We start from the raw sequence: 21,561 nt of genomic DNA on the forward strand, positions 1-21,561 counted from the left end.
AATTAAGCTGTTTCCGTTTTTAGTGTATCTACCTCATCCGAAGATTTTGGATAGATGGTTGCTGTCTTAAATCGTTTCAATCTCTTTTTGATGTTGCCTTTTACCACATAATGGTCGATGGTAGGCGCAAATACGTTCATCAACAAGATGGCCAAGAACACACCTTCCGGGTATCCCGGGTTGAAGACCCTGATCATTACCGAAAGGAATCCAATAAAGAATCCATAGTACCATTTACCCTTATTGGTCTGGGAACCTGTTACAGGGTCGGTGGCCATAAACACAATACCAAAGGCCAATCCTCCAACCAACAAATGCTGCCAGTAAGGGAAACTCATCAACGTATAAAATTTACTGTATTCGGGCAACCATCCGGCATCTACGATACCATTGAAGATAAGTCCCATAGCTAAAGCCCCCACTACGGCACTTACCATAATTCTCCAAGAAGCTATTTTCGTGAAAATCAAGAAAAGTGCTCCCAAAAGAATCAATAAAGTGGATGTTTCACCAACGGAACCAGGAATAAATCCGTAGAACATATCGGACAACGAATAGGCGTAGTCAGAGCCCTGTGCCAAAGAACCTAGAACGGTTTCCCCAGAAATAGCATCAGCGGTCCCCGCTCTCTCAACTCCTTCGTGAACCCACACTTTATCACCACTCATCCAAGTTGGATAAGCAAAGAACAAGAAGGCACGTATGGTGAGTGCCGGGTTCAATATATTCATTCCGGTACCTCCGAAAACCTCTTTTCCGATAACAACACCAAACGCTACCGCGATGGCCAACATCCAAAGAGGCGTATCTACAGGTATGATCAACGGAACCAACATCCCGGTCACCAAGTATCCTTCCTCTACTTCATGGCCCTTGATCACTGCGAACAAGAATTCAATCGCCAAACCTACGCCATAGGATACTATCACCAATGGCAAAACGGTAGTAACACCGACCCAGAAGTTATCCCATGTCAAAAAGTGTTCAAAAAGAGAAAAGCTCTCCGGAAAACCATTAATTGCAGAGTAATGTTGATATCCCGCATTGAACATACCGAACAACAAACATGGCACCAAGGCCATAATTACCGTGTTCATGGTACGCTTTAAGTCATCCGCCGCCCGAACGTGTGCCCCGGAATGGGTAGTTTCGTTCGGCATATAAAGAAAAGTATGCAGCGCATTGAAGGCCGGAGCCATTTTTTTGCCCTGATACTTTAGTTTTAACTGGTGTAATTTTTCTTTCATGCCCATATTATCCAAGTTCTTTTTGCAACAAATCCAATCCTTCCCTGATTATTTGTTGGTGTGGTTGTTTTGATATGCATATGAATTCCGTCAAGGAGAAATCCTCCGGAGCCACTTCGTAAAGCCCCAATTGCTCCATTTCGTCCAAATCCTTAACCATACAGGCCTTCAACAATTGAAGCGGGTATATATCCAGAGGAAAGACCTCTTCATACCTACCTGTTACCACGAAAGCCCTATGCTCTCCATTGGTATTGGTGTCCAGATCATATTTTTTGTTTGGCTGCAACCATGAGAAGGTCAATGCCCTGGTAGATGAAATTTTATTGAACACAGGCTTGTTCCAACCAAAAAACTCGTAATCGTCTCCTTCGGGAATAGCCGTCACAGTATTATTATAAAATCCAAGGTAGCCCTCTGTATTTGTTTTAGAACCTGTCAGGACATCTCCATTTATCAACCTAAACCTATCTTCATTGACACCACTTGCATAAAGAAAAGTGGAGATTTCAGCTCCGATTTTGGTTTTATAGTATTTCGGTTGCTTCACAACAGAACCAGCCAATGCCACGATTCGTTCCGCGTTGAACTTACCCGTCAATAGAAGCTCACCCAACATTACCATGTCCTGGGCTGACAGCGTCCACACCATTTCACCTTTGTTTACAGGGTCGATCCTATTGATCTGCGTACCCACCAATCCAGCGGGATGTGGACCAGAGATCTTGTGAAGCTCTATTCCTTTAATATTATTGAACGGGGACCTATTGGATTTTCCAACGGTCACATGTATTTTTCCCGGGGTCATTTTGCTCAATGCCAATACCGCTGCCTGAATTTCCTGCTCCTTATCTTGAAGCACAAAATCAGGGTCCGCCGCCAATGGCGCAGTTGCGTATCCAGAAACGAATATTGCCTTTGGAGTAACACTGGGATCAGCAATCACATCGTAAGGTCTCTGCTTAATAAAAGGCCATCCCCCACATTGCAATAGGTAAGATTTAATGGCCTCACCATCTGCCGTATCCAAATCCGGCACCTTATTGATTACGTAATCCTGTTCTTTATCAGCAAGAATCTTTAGCGTTAAGATTCGCCTCCTTGCTCCCCTGACAATTTCCACAAGCTCTCCACTGACCGGGGACACGAAGTGCATTTCTTCGTTGTTCTTGTTATAAAAGAGAGGCTCGCCCGCTTTTATCTCTTCCCCTTGTTTTATCAACATTTTTGGAGTGATTCCGTGGAAATCATCTAGGTTCAGGGCGTAAACGTTACTTGTAACGGCTTTGGAAATAGTCTGCTCTGCCGCCCCGACGAGGTTGATATTCAACCCCTTTTTAATCCGGATGTCTTTAGACATATTATTGTAGACCTTTTGTTATCAAAATCGAACGCAAAAATAGTACTAAAAGGATTGTTTTCATAATAATTAACCATAAAATTGGGATTATAAAGGGCTTAATTCCCTTGGCTTACTTTTTGCTTACCTTTACTTAAAATTATGCCCTTGATACGATTTGCCTACATTCTTTTTCTGATGGGTCTGGTAATCCCCTCGGTTTCCGGACAAGTTTTGGAAGAAGTAAATCCCCCGGAAAATATAAAATCGGTGATTTTTAAAGGTCCCACAGAAGACCAGTTTCCCGTGATACAACTTGGAGAATCAATGACTTTGGAGTTCGATGACCTTTTGGCCAACGAACAGGATTACTACTATAAAATCATTCATTGTGATTACGATTGGACCCCTTCTCAATTACTCAAATCGCAATATCTTTCCGGTGCGGACAACCAACGGATAATCGACTACGAGAACAGCTACACCACACTTCAGCCCTACTCCAATTACCGCCTTTCCATCCCCAACGAGAATGTTCGATTGACGGTCAGCGGCAATTTTGTACTGGAAATCTACAATAGCTACGGCGACCTTCAATTTTCAAGAAGGTTTGTGGTTTACCAGAACGCAGTCTCCGTAGCAGGCACCGTAAAGCGGTCCAGGGATTTTAACTTTATCAACACCAAACAAGTAGTACAGTTCAATATCAACACTGCCGGCTTCAATGTGGTAAATCCAAAAAAGGAGGTCAAGGTCGCCATCATACAGAACCATCAGTGGCCCACGGCACTTTACAACATCAAACCACAATTTACCATTGGTACGGAACTCGTGTACAAGTACAATGAGGAAACGAGTTTTTTTGGCGGCAACGAGTACCTGAACTTCGATACCAAAGACCTTCGCTCCCCCACATTTGCCATTTCAAGAATTGAGATGAGGGACGTATACCACCACTATCTTTTTACCAATGAATATCGGTTTGACCAAGAATACACCTATTTCCCGGACATTAATGGCGATTTTGTGGTAAGGACCCTCCAGGGGGAGGATGTTTCAAGAGAGGCAGAATATTCCAAGGTTCATTTTAGTTTGCCATACACCGATTTGATAGGATTGGACGATGTGTACGTTATCGGAAAGTTCAACAATTACGCATTGACCGATGAAAACAAAATGGTATTCAACGAGGAAACCGGAAAGTTTGAGGCAACCCTTTTGATGAAGCAAGGGTTTTACAATTATAAATATGTTATTCAACAAGAAGACGGATCCATCGAGCCCAATCTGGTGAGCGGCAATTTTCATTTTACTGAAAACAACTACCTTATATTGGTATATTATCGAGATTTCGGGGATATGTACGATAGTATTATAGGTATAGGCTCGGTAAACTCCCAAAATATTAGCAATTAATTATCTTTAGGCCCAAATCCTCAAAAAAGTATGGGCAAAAAAGATGGCTTGATCACCAAGGGTCGCTATGAATTAAAGTTTAGGGGCGTTGAATGCCTGAATTGCGGGCATCCATTGGACATTAGTGATAAGTACTGCCCCAATTGTTCCCAGGCCAATAGCACCAAAAAACTGACGCTCAAGGATTTTGTTGATGAATTTTTTTCCGGATTGATCAATTATGACTCTAAACTCCTAAAAACGCTTTATGCGCTTTTATTAAGACCGGGTAGAATTACCAAGGACTACGTAAACGGAAAACGGGTAACCTACACCAACCCGTTTCGTTTTTTACTGAGCTTGGCTTTCCTCTATTTTTTGATGTTCGCCTACAATAGTCAATTTGATACTTGGGACCAAGACGCCCAAAAATATGATGGCACCTTATTCAACGGCTCACCATTCAAGTTCAATACAGATAAAGGAGGATTTGAAATTGACAGTGTAGCCCTGAAAAAACAAACTACCAAAACGCAAAAAACCCTAGACTCCCTACAAAGGTCAAATCCAGATATTTTGACAGGTATTCACAATCTTGATTCCATCGAAAACACCAACCCTAAGCTTTCCAAACAACTTGGTGGTTTGGACTCCTTAGGTGTTTTTATAAACGGTATTCAAGAACAAGAACAAGAAAAGGATTCTTTCATGACCAACGACCCTTCGGGTTATTTCAAAACTCTGGAAAGTGAATCTGGAACAGAAAAGTTTCTGAGCAAAACAGAATTTTTTGGACATGCAATCAAACAGGATACCTTGTTCAATTTTGAGCAGGCGAGGGCTAAATATCAAATTGAAAGCAGTCGATCCAACAAGATGGCCTTTAATATGGCGAACAGCCTTTTAAAGGTGATAAGTAAACCAGGGAGCTGGGTCAACGAAACAATTTCCAAGCTCCCTTTTGTCATTTTCTTCTTTATGCCAGTGTTCACAGTCTTCATTTGGTTGGTATACATCAGAAAAAATTATACCTACACCGATCATCTTATTTTTAGTTTTCACAATCAGTCGCTCTTGTTTATCTTGCTCATCCTTAGCCTTACATTGGATACCATATTCGATATAAATAGCTCGGGGATTTTTCTGTTGATTTTCGCTTTTTATCTTTATAAAGCGATGCGAAAGTTCTACGGACAAGGAAGATTTAAAACTATTGTGAAATACGTCTTTTTGAACACGGTATTCATGATCTTGGCCTTTTTCACGATCATAGTCACGTTTGCAGGAAGCGGTTTAACTTATTGATAGTTATGTTTACACAGGTAACCAAAGGAATAAAAGTATCGGTACGCACATCTTTTGAAGGCACATTCTTTAAGAATTATAAAGTGCATTATGCATTCGGATATACCATAACCATAGAAAATCTGAGCAAGGACACTGTGCAGCTTACCGCAAGGCACTGGGATGTATTCGATGCCCTTAAGGACATGGAGACCATCGACGGAGAAGGGGTGATTGGCCGAAAACCAGTTATAAAGCCCGGCAAATCCCACACTTATAGTTCGGGTTGCCTACTGGCTTCGCCCGTTGGGGCAATGCGTGGACACTACCAGATGGTCAACTTTACCAATGCCAACGAATTTGAAGTGGACATCCCTACCTTTAAATTTGCCGCACCGTTTGCCATAAACTAATTCCGTCCATTTTATATTCCTTTTAGGTTTCATTACCTTTGGTAGAATTGTTTAATTAATAAAAACATTTCTATGGGAAAAGGATTTTTTCAAGTTCCAACAGCATACAACGAGCCTGTACTGAGCTACGCTCCAGGTTCCCCCGAACGAGAAGAAGTACTAAAACAATACAAGGCGTTTTACGACAGTGAGGTTGACATTCCTCTTTACATCGGAAGCGAAGAGATAAGAACGGGCAACACCAGGCCCATGTCGCCCCCGCACGACCACAAGCACATTCTGGGGCACTACCACTTGGCCGAGAAACAACACGTGGAGCAGGCCATCGCCAACTGCCTGGAGGCCAGGGAAGCCTGGGCCGACCTCACTTGGGAACAGCGATGCGCCATCTTCCTCAAGGCCGCCGAGCTCATCGCGGGGCCGTACCGCCAAAAGATGAACGCCGCCACCATGCTGGCCCAGTCCAAGAACATCTATCAGGCAGAGATCGATTCCGCTTGTGAGATCGTGGACTTCCTGAGGTTCAACGTGGAGTACATGGCACAGATCTATGGCGAACAGCCCGAATCCTCGGAAGGGGTATGGAACCGTGTGGAATACCGTCCGTTGGAAGGCTTCGTCTACGCCATCACCCCGTTCAACTTTACCGCCATTGCAGGGAACCTTCCCGCCAGTGCGGCCATGATGGGCAACGTAGTGGTCTGGAAGCCCAGCGATAGCCAGATCTATTCCGCCAAGGTGATCGTCGATGTCTTCAAGGAGGCCGGATTGCCCGATGGGGTGATCAACGTGGTCTACGGAGACCCCGTTATGATATCCGACACCGTTCTGGACAGCCCGGACTTTACGGGAATACATTTTACCGGTTCCACCACCGTGTTCAAGAACCTTTGGAAGCAGATCGGGAACAACATCCACAAATACAAAACATATCCACGAATCGTAGGTGAAACAGGTGGAAAGGATTTTATCATCGCGCACCCGACGGCAAAACCGCAACAAGTGGCCACTGCCATCAGCCGTGGGGCCTTCGAGTTCCAGGGACAGAAATGTAGCGCGGCATCACGGGTGTACCTGCCAAAGTCCACTGCCGATGAAATTCTGGAACTGGTCAAAAAGGACATTGCATCCTTCAACAAGCCGGGCTCCCCGGAGGACATGGACAATTTTATCACCGCGGTGATCCACGAAGGGTCCTTTGACAAATTGGCCAAATACATAGATCAGGCCAAGGCCGATGACAATGCAGAGATCATCGCCGGAGGGAACTACGACAAGTCCGAAGGGTACTTTATAGAACCTACCGTGATCTTGACCACCGACCCACAGTACGAGACCATGTACACAGAGCTCTTTGGACCGGTAGTGACGGTTTACGTGTACGAGGACAAGGATTGGGGCGAGACATTGAAGCTCGTGGACGGCACATCGGAATACGGGCTCACCGGGGCAGTGCTCTCCGGCGACCGCTACTCCATCGACGAGGCCACCAAGGCCCTGCAGAACGCGGCCGGGAACTTCTACATCAACGACAAGCCAACGGGCGCCGTTGTGGGACAACAGCCCTTCGGAGGGGCAAGGGGCTCCGGGACCAACGACAAGGCAGGTTCCATGCAGAACCTCCTCAGATGGGTATCCCCTCGTTTGATCAAGGAAACCTTCGTGACCCCCGAGGATTACAGGTATCCTTTTTTGGGATAACACCAAAAACGATTAACTTCAAGGCCGTCATATTAATATGACGGCCTTTTTTTGTTTAACCTAACCCATCCAAGACATGCCCAGACCCTATATTTTGGCAGAGACCAACTGGAAACACTTGAAAAATGAATCTTTTGACCTTGCCATATTGCCATGGGGCGCCACCGAAGCCCACAATTACCACCTCCCCTACGCCACCGATGTCATTGAAGGAACGTCGATTGCAGAAGAATCTGCCAGAATTGCATGGGAACAGGGCAGCAAAGTAATTGTATTGCCCACCATACCGTTTGGAGTGAACACGGGGCAATCGGACATTTATTTGGACATGAACCTAAACCCAAGCACCCAATTTGCCATATTAAAGGATTTGATTACCGTACTGGACCGACAAGGAGTAAAAAAGTTCATGATTTTGAACAGTCACGGAGGCAATAATTGGAAGGCAATCATCAGGGAACTGGGATTACTTTTCCCGGAAATGTTCCTTTGTGTCACCAATTGGTTCAAACTTGGCAGTGATTCGGGTGTGTTTGAAAAACCGGGCGATCATGCCGATGAAATGGAAACCAGCCTCATCCTACATTTAACCCCCGAACTGGTGCTGCCTAAAGAGGACTGGGGAGAAGGCAAGGAATTCAAAAACAAAATCAAAGCATTTTCTGAAGGATGGGCATGGACCGAGCGACCTTGGTCCAAAGTAACGCAAGATACAGGGGTTGGCGACCCCAGCAAGGCCTCCAAAGAAAAAGGTGAAACGTTCTTCAATTTGGTGTGTGCCAAAATGGGCAAATTACTGGTCGACATTTCCAACGCAGACATCAACGACCTCTATCAATAAAAATGTCCGAAAGCAATCCATTACGCGTCTTCTTTTTGATACCACCAGAAGTCCAACTCTTGGATTTTGCAGGTCCCGCCCATCTTTTTTACGAAGCCAAAGAATACGGGGCCGAAATAGAAATACACTATCTAAGTTTAGACCTGAACTCTTCACAGCAATCAAGTGCCGGAGTTGCCATTGGGGAGCTTTTACCATTCAACACTTTTGAATTGAATAGCAATGACTTACTTTTTGTACCGGGGTTGGAGTCCAAACTCTTTTTGTCAGAACAATTTATACAGCAACACCAAAGCTTTTTTGAATGGCTGAAAAAGCAGGGCGAGTACAAGGCCAGAATTTGTTCTGTTTGTACGGGAGCCTACCTCTTGGGGATTGCAGGGCTTTTAGACAACAAGCAGTGCACCACCCATTGGAAGTACCTCGATGATTTCAAACAACGGTTTCCAGATACGGAAGTGCTGACCGACCGCTTGATCGTAAAGGATGACAACATCTATTCAAGTGCAGGTGTTTCATCAGGCATCGACCTTTCCCTTTTTATTATAGAAGAGCTTTTTGGAGCAGTATTCGCTTCCAAAATCGCTAAAGAAGTAGTCATTTATGCAAGAAGAACATCAAAAGACCCGCAATTAAGCATTTATCTCCGTTATAGGAACCATTTGGAAAACCGGATACATGAGGTTCAGGATATACTGAGCCAAAACCTTGATAAAAAGATAAAAATCGAGGAACTGGCCGAAATGGTTCACATGAGCAGAAGAAACCTCACCAGACTTTTCAAAACCACAACGGGAATAACCATTGGAGAATACTTGGAACAATTAAGGGCCGAACATGCCAAGCAATTGATTACAAATGGTTCCAAGGTTAGTGCCGCCGCAATGGCCTGTGGACTCAAAAGTAGCAACCAACTTAGAACACTACTAAAAAAGCATGCCTCCATCCCATAATGGGATAATCATCTTGATGGCCCGATACTGAGCATAATTGTCCTTTCAAAAGATTGATGACCCATCTAATTTTGAACCATTCATCAAATCCAAAAAAGAATGAAAAAGTCATTGATCATATTGTGCAACCTAATATCAATGGGCGTAATGTCTCAAAATTCAAGTAATCAAGCCACGGCTTATGTTTGTCCGCCCTGCAATAACGCCTGCGACGACATTACTTACGATGCTCCCGGCACCTGCCAGCATTGCAATATGCCGTTTGTCAAGAAAGAAATGTCCAAAACCATTGCATTTTACCTTCAAGACGGAGTGGAGGTATTGGACTTTTCAGGCCCCATGGAAGTATTCAGCTATGCTGGTTATCGCGTTTTTACCGTATCGGCCACCAAAGACCCCATTAAGTCACAGGGCATTTTGACCGTAGTTCCGGACTACAGTATCGAGGATGCCCCAAAGGCAGATATATTGGCATTTTTTGGAGGTAACTCACAAGCCGCATCCCAAAACAAGGAGGTTATCGCATGGGTGAAAAAGCAGGAGGATATTGAATATCATTTCTCGGTCTGTACCGGTGCATTTGTGTTGGCTGAAGCAGGCATTCTTGACGGAAAAGTCGCCACAACTTTCCATAACGCCCTATCCGACCTGGAAACAAACTATCCTAAAGTAGATGTCCGCAGAAATGTTAGATATGTGGATAATGGAGAGGTAATCACTACCGCAGGGATTTCGGCAGGGATCGATGGCGCTCTTCATCTTGTGGCCAAATTACAGGGTATAAATACAGCCAAGAGAACAGCTTTCTACATGGAATACGACAACTGGAATATGGGCAATGGACTCCTATTATCGGAATCGAATCCATACGCCGACCAAAGGCATGCGGCATTTTTTAAAGATTTTGAAGGCGTTTATCAATACAAAAATGATACTACCTTCAATCTAAAATATGATAAGAACCAAGGAAATTTATTGGTAGAAATCGACCATCTTTTTTACCCCATATATCATGAAACCGATGATGTTTTCTCTGACGTAAATAGTGAATATGTAGGGTTTATAAGAAATCCTTCCGGAGACATAACGGGTTACCAGCTGGAGAAAAATGGTAAAATATTCAAGAAACTTGATTAACCCAGGATTTAAGAAAAATACACACCCAATAATCTTATTTTTAGATAATTAGAACAAAATCTGTCAATAAACAAACAATTTAAATGTAAATTTAACGTTAACTAATTGTAAACTGAACGTAATCTATTTATCTTTGATTACATTAAATCAATTAGTTATGACTGTTAGAATTCATGCATGGGGGAAATTGATGATTAAAAAATATCAGCAATTTTGGCTATATGCCAAGGATTATGCCCGAAAATGTAGGTTGGTATATAAAAGGATGTACAGTATTTAATCTATCCTTTATATTTCTGAGGTAAGTACACCACTTTTTTGGTCTCGAAGAAATCCTCCTCAAAATACTCGTTTAAATCGAAGGTCTGGACGGTTTCATAACCCTTCAGTTCTTCCGTAAGATCTCCGCCCTTTAGATAAAGAATACCATTTTTTCTCTGATGTGCGGAGTCTTTTTTGATTTTACCTTTGGTCCAATGCACAAAAGTAGGCATGGCCGCGACGGCCCTGCTCACAATAAAGTCAAATTGTCCTGGAATTTCTTCTACCCTGGAGTGATGGGTTTCAACATTCTCCAAACCTAATCCTTCCACTACCTCGTTGACCACCTTTATTTTTTTTCCAATGGCATCCACAAGGGTAAACTTTACGTTTGGAAACATAATGGCCAACGGAATTCCCGGGAAGCCGCCACCGGTTCCCACATCCAAAATTTCCGACCCCTCATTGAACAATTGGACTTGGGCAATTCCCAGGGAATGAAGCACATGTCGCAAGTACAGCTCATCAATATCTTTACGCGAAACCACATTTATCTTTTGATTCCAGTCTTGGTAAAGCGTTTCCAGCTTTGCAAACTGCTCTTTCTGTTCCTCGTTGAGCGTCGTAAAATATTTAAATATAAGTTCCGCTTTCATGTTGCCAACCGTATTTTTGACAAAACTAATACTTTTACCAACCTTAACACCGTTCTAACAGAACGTTGTTAACTCTAAAAAGCATTTTAGTTACCTTTGTATAAAACTTTTTTTTATGGATAAGAATACCATCCGGTTTTCAAGAAGAGATTCCGCACAATTTTTCAGAACGCTGAACAAGAGAGTAAACGAATACTTCAAGGAAAACGAACTTAAGAAAACCGGGAACTGGAAACTTCACTTGAAGACGATAGTGATGTTTGCCATTTTTTTGACCCCTTATTTTTTAATGTTGACCCTTGATTTGCCTTTTTGGGGCTATCTGCTCCTTTCCATCACCATGGGTGTAGGAATGGCCGGAGTGGGAATGAACGTGATGCACGATGGAAACCATGGTGCCTACTCCAATAAAAAATGGGTAAACAAACTTATGGGAAGCAGTATCTACATTCTTGCTGGAAATGTATACAACTGGCAAGTTCAGCACAACGTGCTTCACCATACCTACACCAATATCCATGAACATGACGAGGATATGGAAGCTGGACGAATCCTAAGATTCTCCGAGCATGCCGAGTGGAGAAAACACCACAAATTCCAACACTACTACTCCATTTTACTGTACGGCCTGTTGACCTTTAACTGGGCCATTACAACAGATTTTCAACAGATGTACCGTTACATGAAGAGAAAGTTGAGCTATGGAAAACTTCCCAACCCCGTGATCAACTGGAGCACATTGGTAATTACAAAAGTCATTTATCTGACCATCTGGATCGTACTCCCATTAATTTTTGTTGATATCGCATGGTGGCAAGTGCTTCTTGGATTCTTTATCATGCACTACGTTGCCGGTGTGATTCTTAGTGTGGTATTCCAGCTGGCTCATATTGTGGACCATGCAGAAACCCCGCTTCCCGATGAAGCAGGAAACATGAAAAACACCTGGGCGATTCACCAATTGTTCACCACAGTGAATTTTGGCACTAAAAACAGAATTGTAAACTGGTTTACCGGTGGATTGAACCATCAAGTGGAACACCATATTTTCCCCAACATCAGTCACATTCATTACACAAATATTTCAAAAATTGTGAAACAGACTGCCCAAGAGTTCAATTTACCGTACCACGAATATAAAACTACGAGAAAAGCCATAATTTCGCACTTCAAACACTTAAAGGAGTTGGGCAAAAACCCAGCACTCCAGTATCAGTAAAAAAACGAAGCATCAAATGAGCAACCATCTATCCGACAGGATCAAGAACATGTCCACGTCAGCAACTTTGGCCATGGCAGCCAAAGCGCGGGAATTACGAAATGAAGGAAAGGATATCATCGGTCTGAGCTTGGGGGAACCCGATTTCAATATTCCCGATTTTATCAAGGATGCAGCAAAGCAGGCCATCGACGAAAATTATAGTAGCTATACACCTGTTGATGGGTACGCCGAGCTTAAGACAGCTATTTCGAATAAATTCAAAAGAGACAACAACCTTGATTACGGTGCAAACCAAATCGTAGTTTCCACGGGAGCAAAACAATCGCTTTTCAACGTGGCCATGGTAGTACTTAATCCTGGCGATGAAGTAATTCTTCCGGCACCATACTGGGTAAGTTACAGCGACATCGTAAAATTGGCCGAAGGAGTTCCAGTAGAGGTTCCCACACAAATCGACACCGATTTTAAAATGACACCTCAACAATTGGAAGCTGCCATTACCCCAAAGACAAGAATGCTTTGGTTCAGCTCTCCATGTAACCCAAGTGGTTCCGTGTATAGCGAGAAAGAGTTGGAAGGTTTGGCCGAGGTATTGAAAAAACACCCGGATATCTACGTGGTATCCGATGAAATCTACGAGCACATCAATTTTACCGAAGGTGGTCACACCAGCATTGCTGGCATTGATGGCATGTACGATAGAACGGTAACCGTAAACGGTGTATCCAAGGCATTTGCCATGACCGGATGGCGTATTGGTTACATCGGCGCACCGGAATGGATTGCTAAGGGCTGTACCAAATTGCAAGGTCAGGTAACGAGTGGAGCGAATGCTATTGCTCAACGTGCAGTAATCACTGCGTTGGATGCCCCTGTGAGCAAGATTCAATTTATGATCGACAAGTTCCACGAAAGAAGGGACCTTGTCCTAGGTCTATTGGGTGAGATAGAAGGATTTAACCTCAATGTTCCAGAAGGTGCATTTTACGTGTTCCCGGACATATCCGCTTACTTTGGAAAAACATTGAAAGATGTAACGATCAACAATGCTTCTGATTTCTCACTGTATCTATTGGAACATGCAAATGTAGCCACGGTTACCGGTGAAGCATTCGGAAACCCGAACTGTATCCGCATATCTTATGCCGCATCGGAGAAGGAGTTGAAGGAAGCTATTTCAAGGATAAAGGCAGTACTTTAATATAAAACAGGAAATGCTGAAGCAAGTTAGTTCAGCTATCCAATATAAATTTAAAAACCTCTTGAAGTCTACTTTGAGAGGTTTTTTATTAGGTCTTTTTCCAGAAATATGGGGTAAGCACGATCAATACAGTGAACAGTTCCAAACGCCCTAACAACATCAGAAAAGCACACCACCACTTACCTGCAGCTGGAAGGCTATTGTAATTGCTCACAGGGTTCAAACTACCCAAAGCAGGACCAACATTCCCAAGCGATGAGGCCGAACCACCGACCGCGGAAACAAAGTCCAAGCCTAGGAACCCAAGCACCAGCGAACCAATAATAAACAACAACATATACAACACAAAGAAAGCTATAACATTGTATACGATGTGCTCTGTAACTGTTTTTTGATTATATCTAACAGGAATCACCGCATTGGGGTGCAGGGTACGTTTAAACTCCAAGATACCGTTTTTAATAATCAATAAATGGCGCATTACTTTAATTCCCCCTGCTGTTGAACCTGCAGATCCCCCGAGGAACATCAAACCAAAAAAGAAAACGGTCAAGAAATGTGTCCAAGAAGTAAAATCTGCAGAAACAAAACCGGTAGTGGTAATTACCGCGACCACCTGAAACAAGGTATGCCTAAAGGCACTCTCTGCCTTTCCCCAAACCATGGGATGAAAGTCGGATACCGGAACGTCCGCCTTAAAATAAACGCCCAGAGCGGCCAAAATGGTAAAAATCGCTACAAACCCAAAATAGTACTTGAATTCTTCATCTTGAAAAACACGTTTCACCCGTCCGGTCAATGCAAAATAACTTAATACAAAGTTGCTTCCCGCCAAGAACATAAAAATAATGATGATGTATTGGATTATTGGAGAATCGTTCCAATAGGCCAAACTGGCATTTTTAGTGGAAAAACCACCTGTGGACATCGTGGCCAAGGCATGGTTTATAGCATCAAAAAATGACATCCCCGCAAATTTCAGCAACAAGGTTTCCAAAACAGTATACCCAAAATAGATAAGCCAAAGCCTTTTTGCTGTATCCGTAATCCGTGGGTGGAGCTTATCTCCACCAGGACCTGGTGCTTCTGCACTGAACAACTGCATACCTCCGATACCTAAAAGCGGTAGAATGGCTATGGCCAAAACTATGATCCCCATCCCCCCAATCCAATGGGTAAGGCTTCGCCACAACAAAATACCTTCAGGAAGCGCCTCTATATCGTCCAATATGGATGCTCCCGTTGTTGTGTAACCGGACATGGTCTCAAAAAAAGCATCTGTTATGGAGGGAATGGAACCGGAAAAAAGATAGGGCAACATACCAGAGATGGACATTACGATCCAACCAAAGGTCACAACAATGTACCCTTCTTTCTTTTTAACCTCCTTTTTATGTCCACGAGTATAGAACATGGCCATCATACCAAAAAGCATCGTGACTATGGCGGACAACATGATGTCCATTGTGGCACCATCTTTATAAATTCCACTGGCCAATGCCGCCAAGAGCATAAAGGACCCGTTGCAAAGCAACAACAACCCCATGATGTGGATAATGATACGTGTATTGAGCTTCATTATAGGAATAGCTTTTCTATGCGAGCTATGGCTTTGGGCAAACAACAGACTACCACTTTATCACCTTCAGCAATCCTAAAATCACCCAGTGCTATAATTCCTTCTCCATTTCGAATGACCCCGCCTATGCTCGCTTCCCTTGGAAAATTCAGTTCGCGGATTATTTCTCCATTCACCAACGAGGATGGCTTCACCTCAAACTCCAAGATTTCAGCATTCAAGTTGTTCAAACGGGTGAGGGCAAGCACCTCCCCTTTCCTGATATACCGGAATATGCTGTTTGCTGCAAGTAGTTTTTTATTGATGAGGGTATCCACCCCAATGGAATGTGACAACTGGAAGTAGTCCATATTCTCCACCAAGGCAATGGTCTTTTTTATTTTCTTGCTCTTGGCCACCAAGCACGACATAATATTGGTCTCGGAATTTCCCGTAACCGCGATAAAGGCATCCATGGACTCCAAGCTCTCCTCTTCCAACAGTTCCACATTGCGGCCATCCCCATTGATGACAAGTGCATGTGGCAGCTCGTCTGCAATATCAAAGGCCTTTTCCTTATTTTTTTCAATAAGTTTTACGTTGAATTTTTTATTGCAAAGGTCACGAGCCGTTTTATAGCCCACCTTGCTTCCACCCAAGATCATCACATTTTTGATGTCCTGTTTTTGCATACCCGAGAGTTTATACAGCTCTTCAACACCCTTATCCGATGTAATGAAATAAACTTGGTCACCCTCTTTAAAAACGGTATCACCCCTTGGAATCAGAGTGAATTGTGTTCCTTTTCGCTGTAATGCAATGGGCATAAAGTTGAGCTCTGGAAAAATCCTTGCAGCCTCCTTTACCATCTTACCCACAAATGGAGCAGTTTTCGGAAGAATTACCCCGAACATGGTCAACAATCCTTCCTCAAATTGATAGGTATCGTTGAAGGCAGACTGGTTCAGCATCAACTGTATTTCCGTAGCGGCAAGACGCTCTGGTGAAATCAATTCATCGATGCCCAATTGTTCAAACCTGATAAGTTCCCTGTTGTCCATGAACTCCGTGTTGGAAATCCGGGCCATGGTACGCTTGCAGCCCAATTGTTTTGCCAGCACACAAAGGGTAAGATTAGTGGTCTCCGATGCGGTAACCCCAATCACAAGGTCGGAACCGTCTACATCGGCATCCTGTAGCACCTGTATCGACGTGGCATCACCGCGCAGCACCCTAATATCCAAATGGGTGTCCGCATAGGACAACCTTTCCTTATCGGTATCGATCAAAGTAATTTCCTGCGCTTCGTAGGACAATAATTTTGCCAAATGAAACCCAACTTCACCAGCACCTGCAATAATGATTCTCATTGATTAGAATAGGATGTGTTCTTAAATAACCTCGTTTTGCACGCTGCAAACGATACTAAGAATGGTATGCTAAACGTAAACTCCATACTTTTAACCAAATACGGAAAATAAATCCCTTTGGAGGGCAAAATTACACAAATATTTTTGTCCGCATCCCCTATCCTAAGTTGTATATTTGCCAGCAAATAAAAGCTATGTCGGAAAAGGTGAAACCTTACAAAGAATCTGAGCTCGGCAAAAAGGAGCAAGTAAAGCAAATGTTCGATAACATTTCCGGAAATTACGATGGTCTTAACCGGGTCATCTCCTTTGGAACGGATGTTAAGTGGCGCAAGAAAATAGTAGCCTTTTTAAAAGAGAAGTCCCCCGATTCCATTCTGGATATAGCCACCGGCACCGGGGACCTCGCCATAGCCATGGCAAAAACGGGTGCCAATAAGATTGTTGGTCTAGACCTTTCCCCCGGTATGCTGGAGGTCGGCAAGAAAAAAGTATCCAACAAGAATTTACAGAACACTATCGAAATGGTTGTTGGGGACAGTGAGAACCTTCCCTTTGAGGATGATTCCTTTGATGCCATCACTGTGGCATTTGGTGTCCGAAACTTTGAAAATCTGGAAAAAGGGCTGGAAGAAATCTATAGGGTCCTTAAGCCCGAAGGACATTTTGTGGTCTTGGAAACTTCCGTACCTACCAAAACCCCTTTCAAACAGGGTTATAAAATCTACACAAAATACGTGCTTCCTTCTATTGGAAACTTGTTCTCAAAAGATAGGTCGGCTTACAAATATTTGAGTGAATCTGCTTCTGTTTTTCCTCATGGACAGGCTTTCAACAATATTTTGAAGAAAATCGGGTTTATAGGAATAGAGAACAAACCACAAACAATGGGTGTAGCATCCATTTATGTTGCTTCAAAATAGATTGATGAAAAATCTCCTGATCCTATTTGGACTTATCGTATTATCGAACCAAATGGCCGTTGCCCAATTTGGAAGCGACCCCATCCTCAACCTTCAGAACGAGGACAAGAAATTTTTGAACTGGGGATATTATCTAGGTTTTAACCAATACGATTTTCAATTTGAGTACAAAGACGATATTGGCCAAGATGTATTGGTGGACAAAAGTCTAGGATTCAACGTTGGTTTGATCGGGGAGCTTCGAATAAATGAGTTTTTGGATGCCCGTTTTGAACCGGGTCTGCTCTACACTGCAAGAACATTGGGCTTCCCTGGATTTACTACGGAGAACGATGCGCTTCGCGAAGTGCGTTCCACCTACATTCGATTCCCTTTATTGTTGAAGGCCAGTACGCGAAGAATCGGAAACTGGAGACCGTTTATTGTTGGTGGGGTTTACACCTCCATTAACTTGGGAAGCAACGAAGATAGTTTGGACGACAACAGTAGTGGCCAGTTTAGAATGAAACAAAATGTTTACGGGTACGAAGTTGGTTTCGGGATTGATTTTTACACCGAATACTTCAAGTTCACACCATCCATTCGAGGAGTTTTTGCCTTAACGGACGAGTTGGTTCCCGATGCCGACCCCAATAGCCCTTGGACAGGTAACATTGCTGCCATGCGCACCCGCGGAATCTTCATCAATTTTACTTTTGAATAGCCTATCCCCTGCGGATTTCGTTGAGAAGAATTCCAGTGGCCGTGGCCACATTTAAACTTTCCGTAGTAGTTGCACCAAATTGTGGAATGGAGATTTTTTTGGTGATGAATTTTCCAACTTCGGCAGAAACGCCATTGGCCTCGTTGCCCATTACCAAAACACCTTTTTTCGCCAAATTGGAACCATAAACCGATTCGCCGTCCATATAGGCTCCATAAATTGGTATATCCGTTTTGTCCAAAAAGGTTATCAAATCAGTGTATTCAACATTTACCCTTGCAATAGAACCCATAGTGGCCTGCAATACTTTTGGGTTATAACAGTCCACGGTATCCGTTGAGCAGACCAATCGTTTAATTCCAAACCAATCACATAGTCGAATAATGGTTCCCATGTTCCCAGGGTCTCGAACAGCATCCAAAACCACAACCCAATCGTCCAAATCCAAAGCTTCGGAATCCTTCACACGAAAAACACCGAGTATACCACTCGGATGCGTTAAGCTGCTCATCTGTTTCAATGTTTTTTCCGGAACCACTTCAGCCTGCTCAAATTTTTGAACCAAACCAGTATCATCCACAAAAATCTGGTACGTTTTAAAACCCGAATTCAACAATTCGTTCACGAGCTTTTCACCCTCTACAACAAATAGTCCATGTTGAGATCGGTACTTTTTTTGCTTTAGGCTAACAACTAGCTTAATTTGGTTTTTTGTAACCATCTAAATCGTGTATTTTTGGCTTCTATGAGTGGTTATTCTGGTGTAACGGGCAACTTGGCAAAAATAGGATTATTGTTGCTTTTGCTCAGCATTTTAGGTTGCAATACCTTAAAAAAGGTCGGGGAGGATGAATTATTGCTCACCAAGAACACTATTTTGGTAGATGAAGAAAAGGTCACCAGTAGCGAAATCAAAGGCCTGATCAGCCAAAAACCCAACAGCAGTGTACTTGGATATCCTTTAAAATTGAACCTTTACAATCTGGCCAAGGAAAACCCCGATTCCTCATTCGAAGATTGGCTCAACAGAAAAGAGAAAAGGGAAAAACGATTGAACAATCTACTGTCCGAAAAACAGGTTTACAGATTACAGGAATCGTTTTTAGTAAAGGGATATAGCGAATTTCTGAAAAGGATCGGCGAACCTCCCGTAATCATCGATACCACCAAAACCAACAAATCCGTAAGCAAGCTCGAATCTTACTACAATAGCAAGGGTTATTTTAACAACACCGGGGAGTATGAGATAATTGAAGGTAAAAACGCAAAAAAAGCGCAGATAGCATACCGTGTTACTTTGAACAAGCCCTACATTGTGGACACGATACAAAAAAACATCACTTCCCCAGAACTGGATTCCATTTACAAAAAATCGGCAAACAGGAGTTTTGTAAGGCAAGGGGAACAATTTGACCTGGACAATTTTACTTTGGAGCGAGAGCGCCTTACCACACTTTTCAGGAATTCTGGAGTCTACAATTTCCAAGAAAGCTCCATAAACTACAATATATTTAGGGATACCACCCAAGCTTCGGACGACCAATTGATGGATGTGGAACTGAACATCCGAAAGTTTAGGAGCACCAACGATAGTACCGATGTCAATATGCCCTACAAAGTGGCACGGCACAGAAAAATCAATATATATGCTGATTATGACCTGAACGGAAACTCAGACTCCCTAAAAACTCTTGAATACGACAATCACAACATCATATATAGTGGAAAGCTGAGATATCGCCCCAAAGCGCTGACCGATGCTATTTTCTTTGAAAAAGACAGTATTTATCGTGATTTGGACAGGATACGTACCTACCGACAAATCACCAACCTTAATACTTTTAAATATCCCAACATCGAGTTTATCCCCGACTCCACCCAAACACAACTGGAAACAAATATCTATCTAGCGGCCAAGCCCAAATATTCTTTAAACCTTAATTTTGATGTTACTCATTCCAATATTCAACAGGTAGGAACTGCTTTTAGTGCATCCGTTATCACAAGGAACGTTTTTGGGGGTGCGGAGACATTGAACATTTCTGCAAGGGGTTCCATCGGTTTATTGAGTGATGCCTCCCTATCGGATGGAAATTTTACATCGGAACTCGGTGGAGATGTCAATATCACCTTTCCCCGCATCTGGCTCCCCTTCAACACAGAAGGTATCATTCCATATTATATGTTGCCCCAGACCCGATTGTCGGCAGGTACCAATTTCCAACGAAACATCGGGCTCGACAAGCAATCCCTAAACTCCATACTTTCCTTTAATTGGACACCTTCCGAAAGGTTGAAAAACAATATTGAACTGCTCAATGTCGAATTTGTAAGAAACGTAAATCCCGATAATTTTTACAACGTATACAGAAATACATTTTCCAACTTGAACAGTGTCGCCGACCAATTTCAGGACGATCCGCAATATTCACAATACTTCAGACCTTTGGAAGATGTTGATGATGAACCGGTACTAAGCATCCCAACTGGGGCGAATGGTTTTGTTAGAAACATATTGAATGATTCGATTCCTGTAAGCGCGGAGGATAAGGAATTGGTCAACAGCATTGAGGAAAGGCGCAGAAGATTAACGGAAAACAACCTTATTTTCGCCACCAATTTCACTCATACCAAGAATAGTAAATCAGGCATCAACGACCTCGATTTTTATCAATATCGAATTAAAGTTGAAAGTGCCGGAGCCATGCTATCATTGCTCACCAACGTAATTCCCTTCAATAAAAATGACAATGGACAGAACCTTGTTTTCAGTGTCCCCTACTCCCAATATGTAAAAACCGAGTTCGATTACATTCGGCATTGGGAAATTGGAGGTTCACAGGTGATTGCTTTTAGAAGTTTTACGGGGCTGGCCATTCCGTATGGCAACTCGGACAACATTCCCTTTGTTCGAAGTTACTTTGCCGGGGGTTCCAACGACAACCGCGCTTGGAATGCTTACGAGCTTGGTCCAGGAAAAACTGACAACATCAATGATTTTAACGAAGCAAACCTGAAAATTGCGCTGAACCTGGAATATCGTTTCCCGATAGCAGGCGATGTAAAAGGTGCCCTTTTCGCGGATGCGGGCAACATTTGGAACGTTTTCGACAGCGAAACAAATCCCGACGCCATTTTCACAGGGTTCTCTTCTTTGGGTGACCTAGCATTGGGTACAGGCGTTGGTCTGCGGTACGATTTCACCTATTTTGTCTTTAGGCTGGACGTAGGCTTCAAGACCTACAATCCTGCAAAAGTTGGGTCCGATCGCTGGTTTGATGGGTACAACTTTAAACAAGCTGCCTTTAACATAGGTATCAATTATCCTTTCTAGAGCAAATAATTTATTACTTTTGT

18 protein-coding genes are annotated in these 21,561 nt (G+C 43.1%); 12 read left to right on the top strand and 6 right to left on the bottom strand.

The annotated features are described in order from the left end of the window. Window positions 1-2: 2 nt before the first annotated feature. Both J0656_RS10530 and J0656_RS10535 read right to left on the bottom strand, forming a co-directional pair. The gene (locus J0656_RS10530) at window positions 3-1,253 is read right to left on the bottom strand and encodes an NADH:ubiquinone reductase (Na(+)-transporting) subunit B (protein ID WP_207033542.1); all 1,251 of its coding nucleotides are present in this window, start codon (window positions 1,251-1,253) and stop codon (window positions 3-5) included. 1 nt (window position 1,254) lies between these two features. After that, window positions 1,255-2,607 (bottom strand): Na(+)-translocating NADH-quinone reductase subunit A, encoded by a 1,353-nt coding sequence (locus J0656_RS10535; protein WP_207033544.1) that lies wholly within the window; start codon window positions 2,605-2,607, stop codon window positions 1,255-1,257. Window positions 2,608-2,748: 141 nt separating this feature from the next. Between J0656_RS10535 and J0656_RS10540 the strand changes: the two genes are divergently transcribed. The 7 genes from J0656_RS10540 (at window position 2,749) to J0656_RS10570 (ending at window position 10,310) form a co-directional block, all read left to right on the top strand. After that, a complete protein-coding gene (locus J0656_RS10540) occupies window positions 2,749-4,002 on the top strand; it encodes a type IX secretion system plug protein (protein ID WP_207033546.1) in 1,254 nt (417 codons plus the stop codon). A gap of 30 nt (window positions 4,003-4,032) precedes the next feature. After that, the gene (locus J0656_RS10545; RefSeq protein WP_207033548.1) at window positions 4,033-5,286 is read left to right on the top strand and encodes a DUF3667 domain-containing protein; all 1,254 of its coding nucleotides are present in this window, start codon (window positions 4,033-4,035) and stop codon (window positions 5,284-5,286) included. 5 nt (window positions 5,287-5,291) lie between these two features. Further along, window positions 5,292-5,678, top strand: a complete 387-nt coding sequence (apaG, locus tag J0656_RS10550) for a Co2+/Mg2+ efflux facilitator ApaG/CorD (protein ID WP_108247285.1) — start codon at window positions 5,292-5,294, stop codon at window positions 5,676-5,678. 72 nt (window positions 5,679-5,750) lie between these two features. Further along, entirely contained in the window at window positions 5,751-7,379 is a 1,629-nt protein-coding gene (gene pruA / locus J0656_RS10555; protein WP_207033550.1) for an L-glutamate gamma-semialdehyde dehydrogenase, read from the top strand. 76 nt (window positions 7,380-7,455) lie between these two features. Then, window positions 7,456-8,220: a creatininase family protein gene (locus tag J0656_RS10560; protein ID WP_207033551.1), complete on the top strand. Its 765-nt coding sequence runs from the start codon at window positions 7,456-7,458 to the stop codon at window positions 8,218-8,220. 2 nt (window positions 8,221-8,222) lie between these two features. Further along, on the top strand, window positions 8,223-9,173 hold the full coding sequence (locus J0656_RS10565) for a GlxA family transcriptional regulator (protein WP_207033553.1): 951 nt from the start codon (window positions 8,223-8,225) through the stop codon (window positions 9,171-9,173). Window positions 9,174-9,272: 99 nt separating this feature from the next. Continuing rightward, window positions 9,273-10,310: a DJ-1/PfpI family protein gene (locus tag J0656_RS10570; RefSeq protein ID WP_207033555.1), complete on the top strand. Its 1,038-nt coding sequence runs from the start codon at window positions 9,273-9,275 to the stop codon at window positions 10,308-10,310. A gap of 281 nt (window positions 10,311-10,591) precedes the next feature. Here J0656_RS10570 and rsmG read toward each other — a convergent pair whose 3' ends face one another. After that, window positions 10,592-11,227 carry a 16S rRNA (guanine(527)-N(7))-methyltransferase RsmG gene (gene rsmG, locus J0656_RS10575; RefSeq protein ID WP_207033557.1) on the bottom strand — a complete coding sequence of 212 codons (636 nt, stop codon included), beginning with the start codon at window positions 11,225-11,227 and terminating at the stop codon, window positions 10,592-10,594. 115 nt (window positions 11,228-11,342) lie between these two features. On the opposite strand from rsmG, the gene J0656_RS10580 reads away from it, so the two are divergent. Then, window positions 11,343-12,446, top strand: a complete 1,104-nt coding sequence (locus J0656_RS10580; protein ID WP_207033559.1) for a fatty acid desaturase family protein — start codon at window positions 11,343-11,345, stop codon at window positions 12,444-12,446. Window positions 12,447-12,462: 16 nt separating this feature from the next. Continuing rightward, the gene (locus J0656_RS10585) at window positions 12,463-13,650 is read left to right on the top strand and encodes a pyridoxal phosphate-dependent aminotransferase (protein WP_207033561.1); all 1,188 of its coding nucleotides are present in this window, start codon (window positions 12,463-12,465) and stop codon (window positions 13,648-13,650) included. Between the two features lie 88 nt (window positions 13,651-13,738). Here the strand turns inward: J0656_RS10585 and J0656_RS10590 are convergent, their stop codons facing one another. After that, a complete protein-coding gene (locus tag J0656_RS10590) occupies window positions 13,739-15,229 on the bottom strand; it encodes a TrkH family potassium uptake protein (protein WP_207033563.1) in 1,491 nt (496 codons plus the stop codon). Further along, the gene (gene trkA, locus J0656_RS10595; RefSeq protein WP_207033565.1) at window positions 15,229-16,578 is read right to left on the bottom strand and encodes a Trk system potassium transporter TrkA; all 1,350 of its coding nucleotides are present in this window, start codon (window positions 16,576-16,578) and stop codon (window positions 15,229-15,231) included. Before trkA ends, J0656_RS10590 begins: the two co-directional genes overlap by 1 nt. Before the next feature lie 194 nt (window positions 16,579-16,772). Between trkA and ubiE the strand changes: the two genes are divergently transcribed. Continuing rightward, the gene (gene ubiE, locus J0656_RS10600; protein WP_207033567.1) at window positions 16,773-17,501 is read left to right on the top strand and encodes a bifunctional demethylmenaquinone methyltransferase/2-methoxy-6-polyprenyl-1,4-benzoquinol methylase UbiE; all 729 of its coding nucleotides are present in this window, start codon (window positions 16,773-16,775) and stop codon (window positions 17,499-17,501) included. Window positions 17,502-17,505: 4 nt separating this feature from the next. Further along, complete coding sequence (gene porT, locus J0656_RS10605; RefSeq protein ID WP_207033569.1) at window positions 17,506-18,204, top strand: type IX secretion/gliding motility protein PorT/SprT; 699 nt, start codon at window positions 17,506-17,508, stop codon at window positions 18,202-18,204. A gap of 1 nt (window position 18,205) precedes the next feature. On the opposite strand, the gene J0656_RS10610 is transcribed toward porT, so the two are convergent. After that, window positions 18,206-18,925 (bottom strand): TrmH family RNA methyltransferase, encoded by a 720-nt coding sequence (locus J0656_RS10610; protein ID WP_207033571.1) that lies wholly within the window; start codon window positions 18,923-18,925, stop codon window positions 18,206-18,208. Window positions 18,926-18,949: 24 nt separating this feature from the next. On the opposite strand from J0656_RS10610, the gene tamL reads away from it, so the two are divergent. After that, window positions 18,950-21,538 (top strand): translocation and assembly module lipoprotein TamL, encoded by a 2,589-nt coding sequence (gene tamL, locus J0656_RS10615; RefSeq protein WP_207033838.1) that lies wholly within the window; start codon window positions 18,950-18,952, stop codon window positions 21,536-21,538. Window positions 21,539-21,561 lie beyond the last annotated feature (23 nt).

Origin of the sequence: Flagellimonas aurea (assembly GCF_017313785.1) — a bacterium.
Taxonomy (GTDB): Bacteria; Bacteroidota; Bacteroidia; order Flavobacteriales; family Flavobacteriaceae; genus Flagellimonas; species Flagellimonas aurea.

Excerpts from the sequence above, each read along its gene's own strand:
- J0656_RS10530 (WP_207033542.1), bottom strand. The coding sequence starts at position 1,253 with ATGGGCATGAAAGAAAAATTACACCAGTTAAAACTAAAGTATCAGGGC.
- J0656_RS10535 (WP_207033544.1), bottom strand. The coding sequence starts at position 2,607 with ATGTCTAAAGACATCCGGATTAAAAAGGGGTTGAATATCAACCTCGTC.
- J0656_RS10540 (WP_207033546.1), top strand. The coding sequence starts at position 2,749 with ATGCCCTTGATACGATTTGCCTACATTCTTTTTCTGATGGGTCTGGTA.
- J0656_RS10545 (WP_207033548.1), top strand. The coding sequence starts at position 4,033 with ATGGGCAAAAAAGATGGCTTGATCACCAAGGGTCGCTATGAATTAAAG.
- apaG (WP_108247285.1), top strand. The coding sequence starts at position 5,292 with ATGTTTACACAGGTAACCAAAGGAATAAAAGTATCGGTACGCACATCT.
- pruA (WP_207033550.1), top strand. The coding sequence starts at position 5,751 with ATGGGAAAAGGATTTTTTCAAGTTCCAACAGCATACAACGAGCCTGTA.
- J0656_RS10560 (WP_207033551.1), top strand. The coding sequence starts at position 7,456 with ATGCCCAGACCCTATATTTTGGCAGAGACCAACTGGAAACACTTGAAA.
- J0656_RS10565 (WP_207033553.1), top strand. The coding sequence starts at position 8,223 with ATGTCCGAAAGCAATCCATTACGCGTCTTCTTTTTGATACCACCAGAA.
- J0656_RS10570 (WP_207033555.1), top strand. The coding sequence starts at position 9,273 with ATGAAAAAGTCATTGATCATATTGTGCAACCTAATATCAATGGGCGTA.
- rsmG (WP_207033557.1), bottom strand. The coding sequence starts at position 11,227 with ATGAAAGCGGAACTTATATTTAAATATTTTACGACGCTCAACGAGGAA.
- J0656_RS10580 (WP_207033559.1), top strand. The coding sequence starts at position 11,343 with ATGGATAAGAATACCATCCGGTTTTCAAGAAGAGATTCCGCACAATTT.
- J0656_RS10585 (WP_207033561.1), top strand. The coding sequence starts at position 12,463 with ATGAGCAACCATCTATCCGACAGGATCAAGAACATGTCCACGTCAGCA.
- J0656_RS10590 (WP_207033563.1), bottom strand. The coding sequence starts at position 15,229 with ATGAAGCTCAATACACGTATCATTATCCACATCATGGGGTTGTTGTTG.
- trkA (WP_207033565.1), bottom strand. The coding sequence starts at position 16,578 with ATGAGAATCATTATTGCAGGTGCTGGTGAAGTTGGGTTTCATTTGGCA.
- ubiE (WP_207033567.1), top strand. The coding sequence starts at position 16,773 with ATGTCGGAAAAGGTGAAACCTTACAAAGAATCTGAGCTCGGCAAAAAG.
- porT (WP_207033569.1), top strand. The coding sequence starts at position 17,506 with ATGAAAAATCTCCTGATCCTATTTGGACTTATCGTATTATCGAACCAA.
- J0656_RS10610 (WP_207033571.1), bottom strand. The coding sequence starts at position 18,925 with ATGGTTACAAAAAACCAAATTAAGCTAGTTGTTAGCCTAAAGCAAAAA.
- tamL (WP_207033838.1), top strand. The coding sequence starts at position 18,950 with ATGAGTGGTTATTCTGGTGTAACGGGCAACTTGGCAAAAATAGGATTA.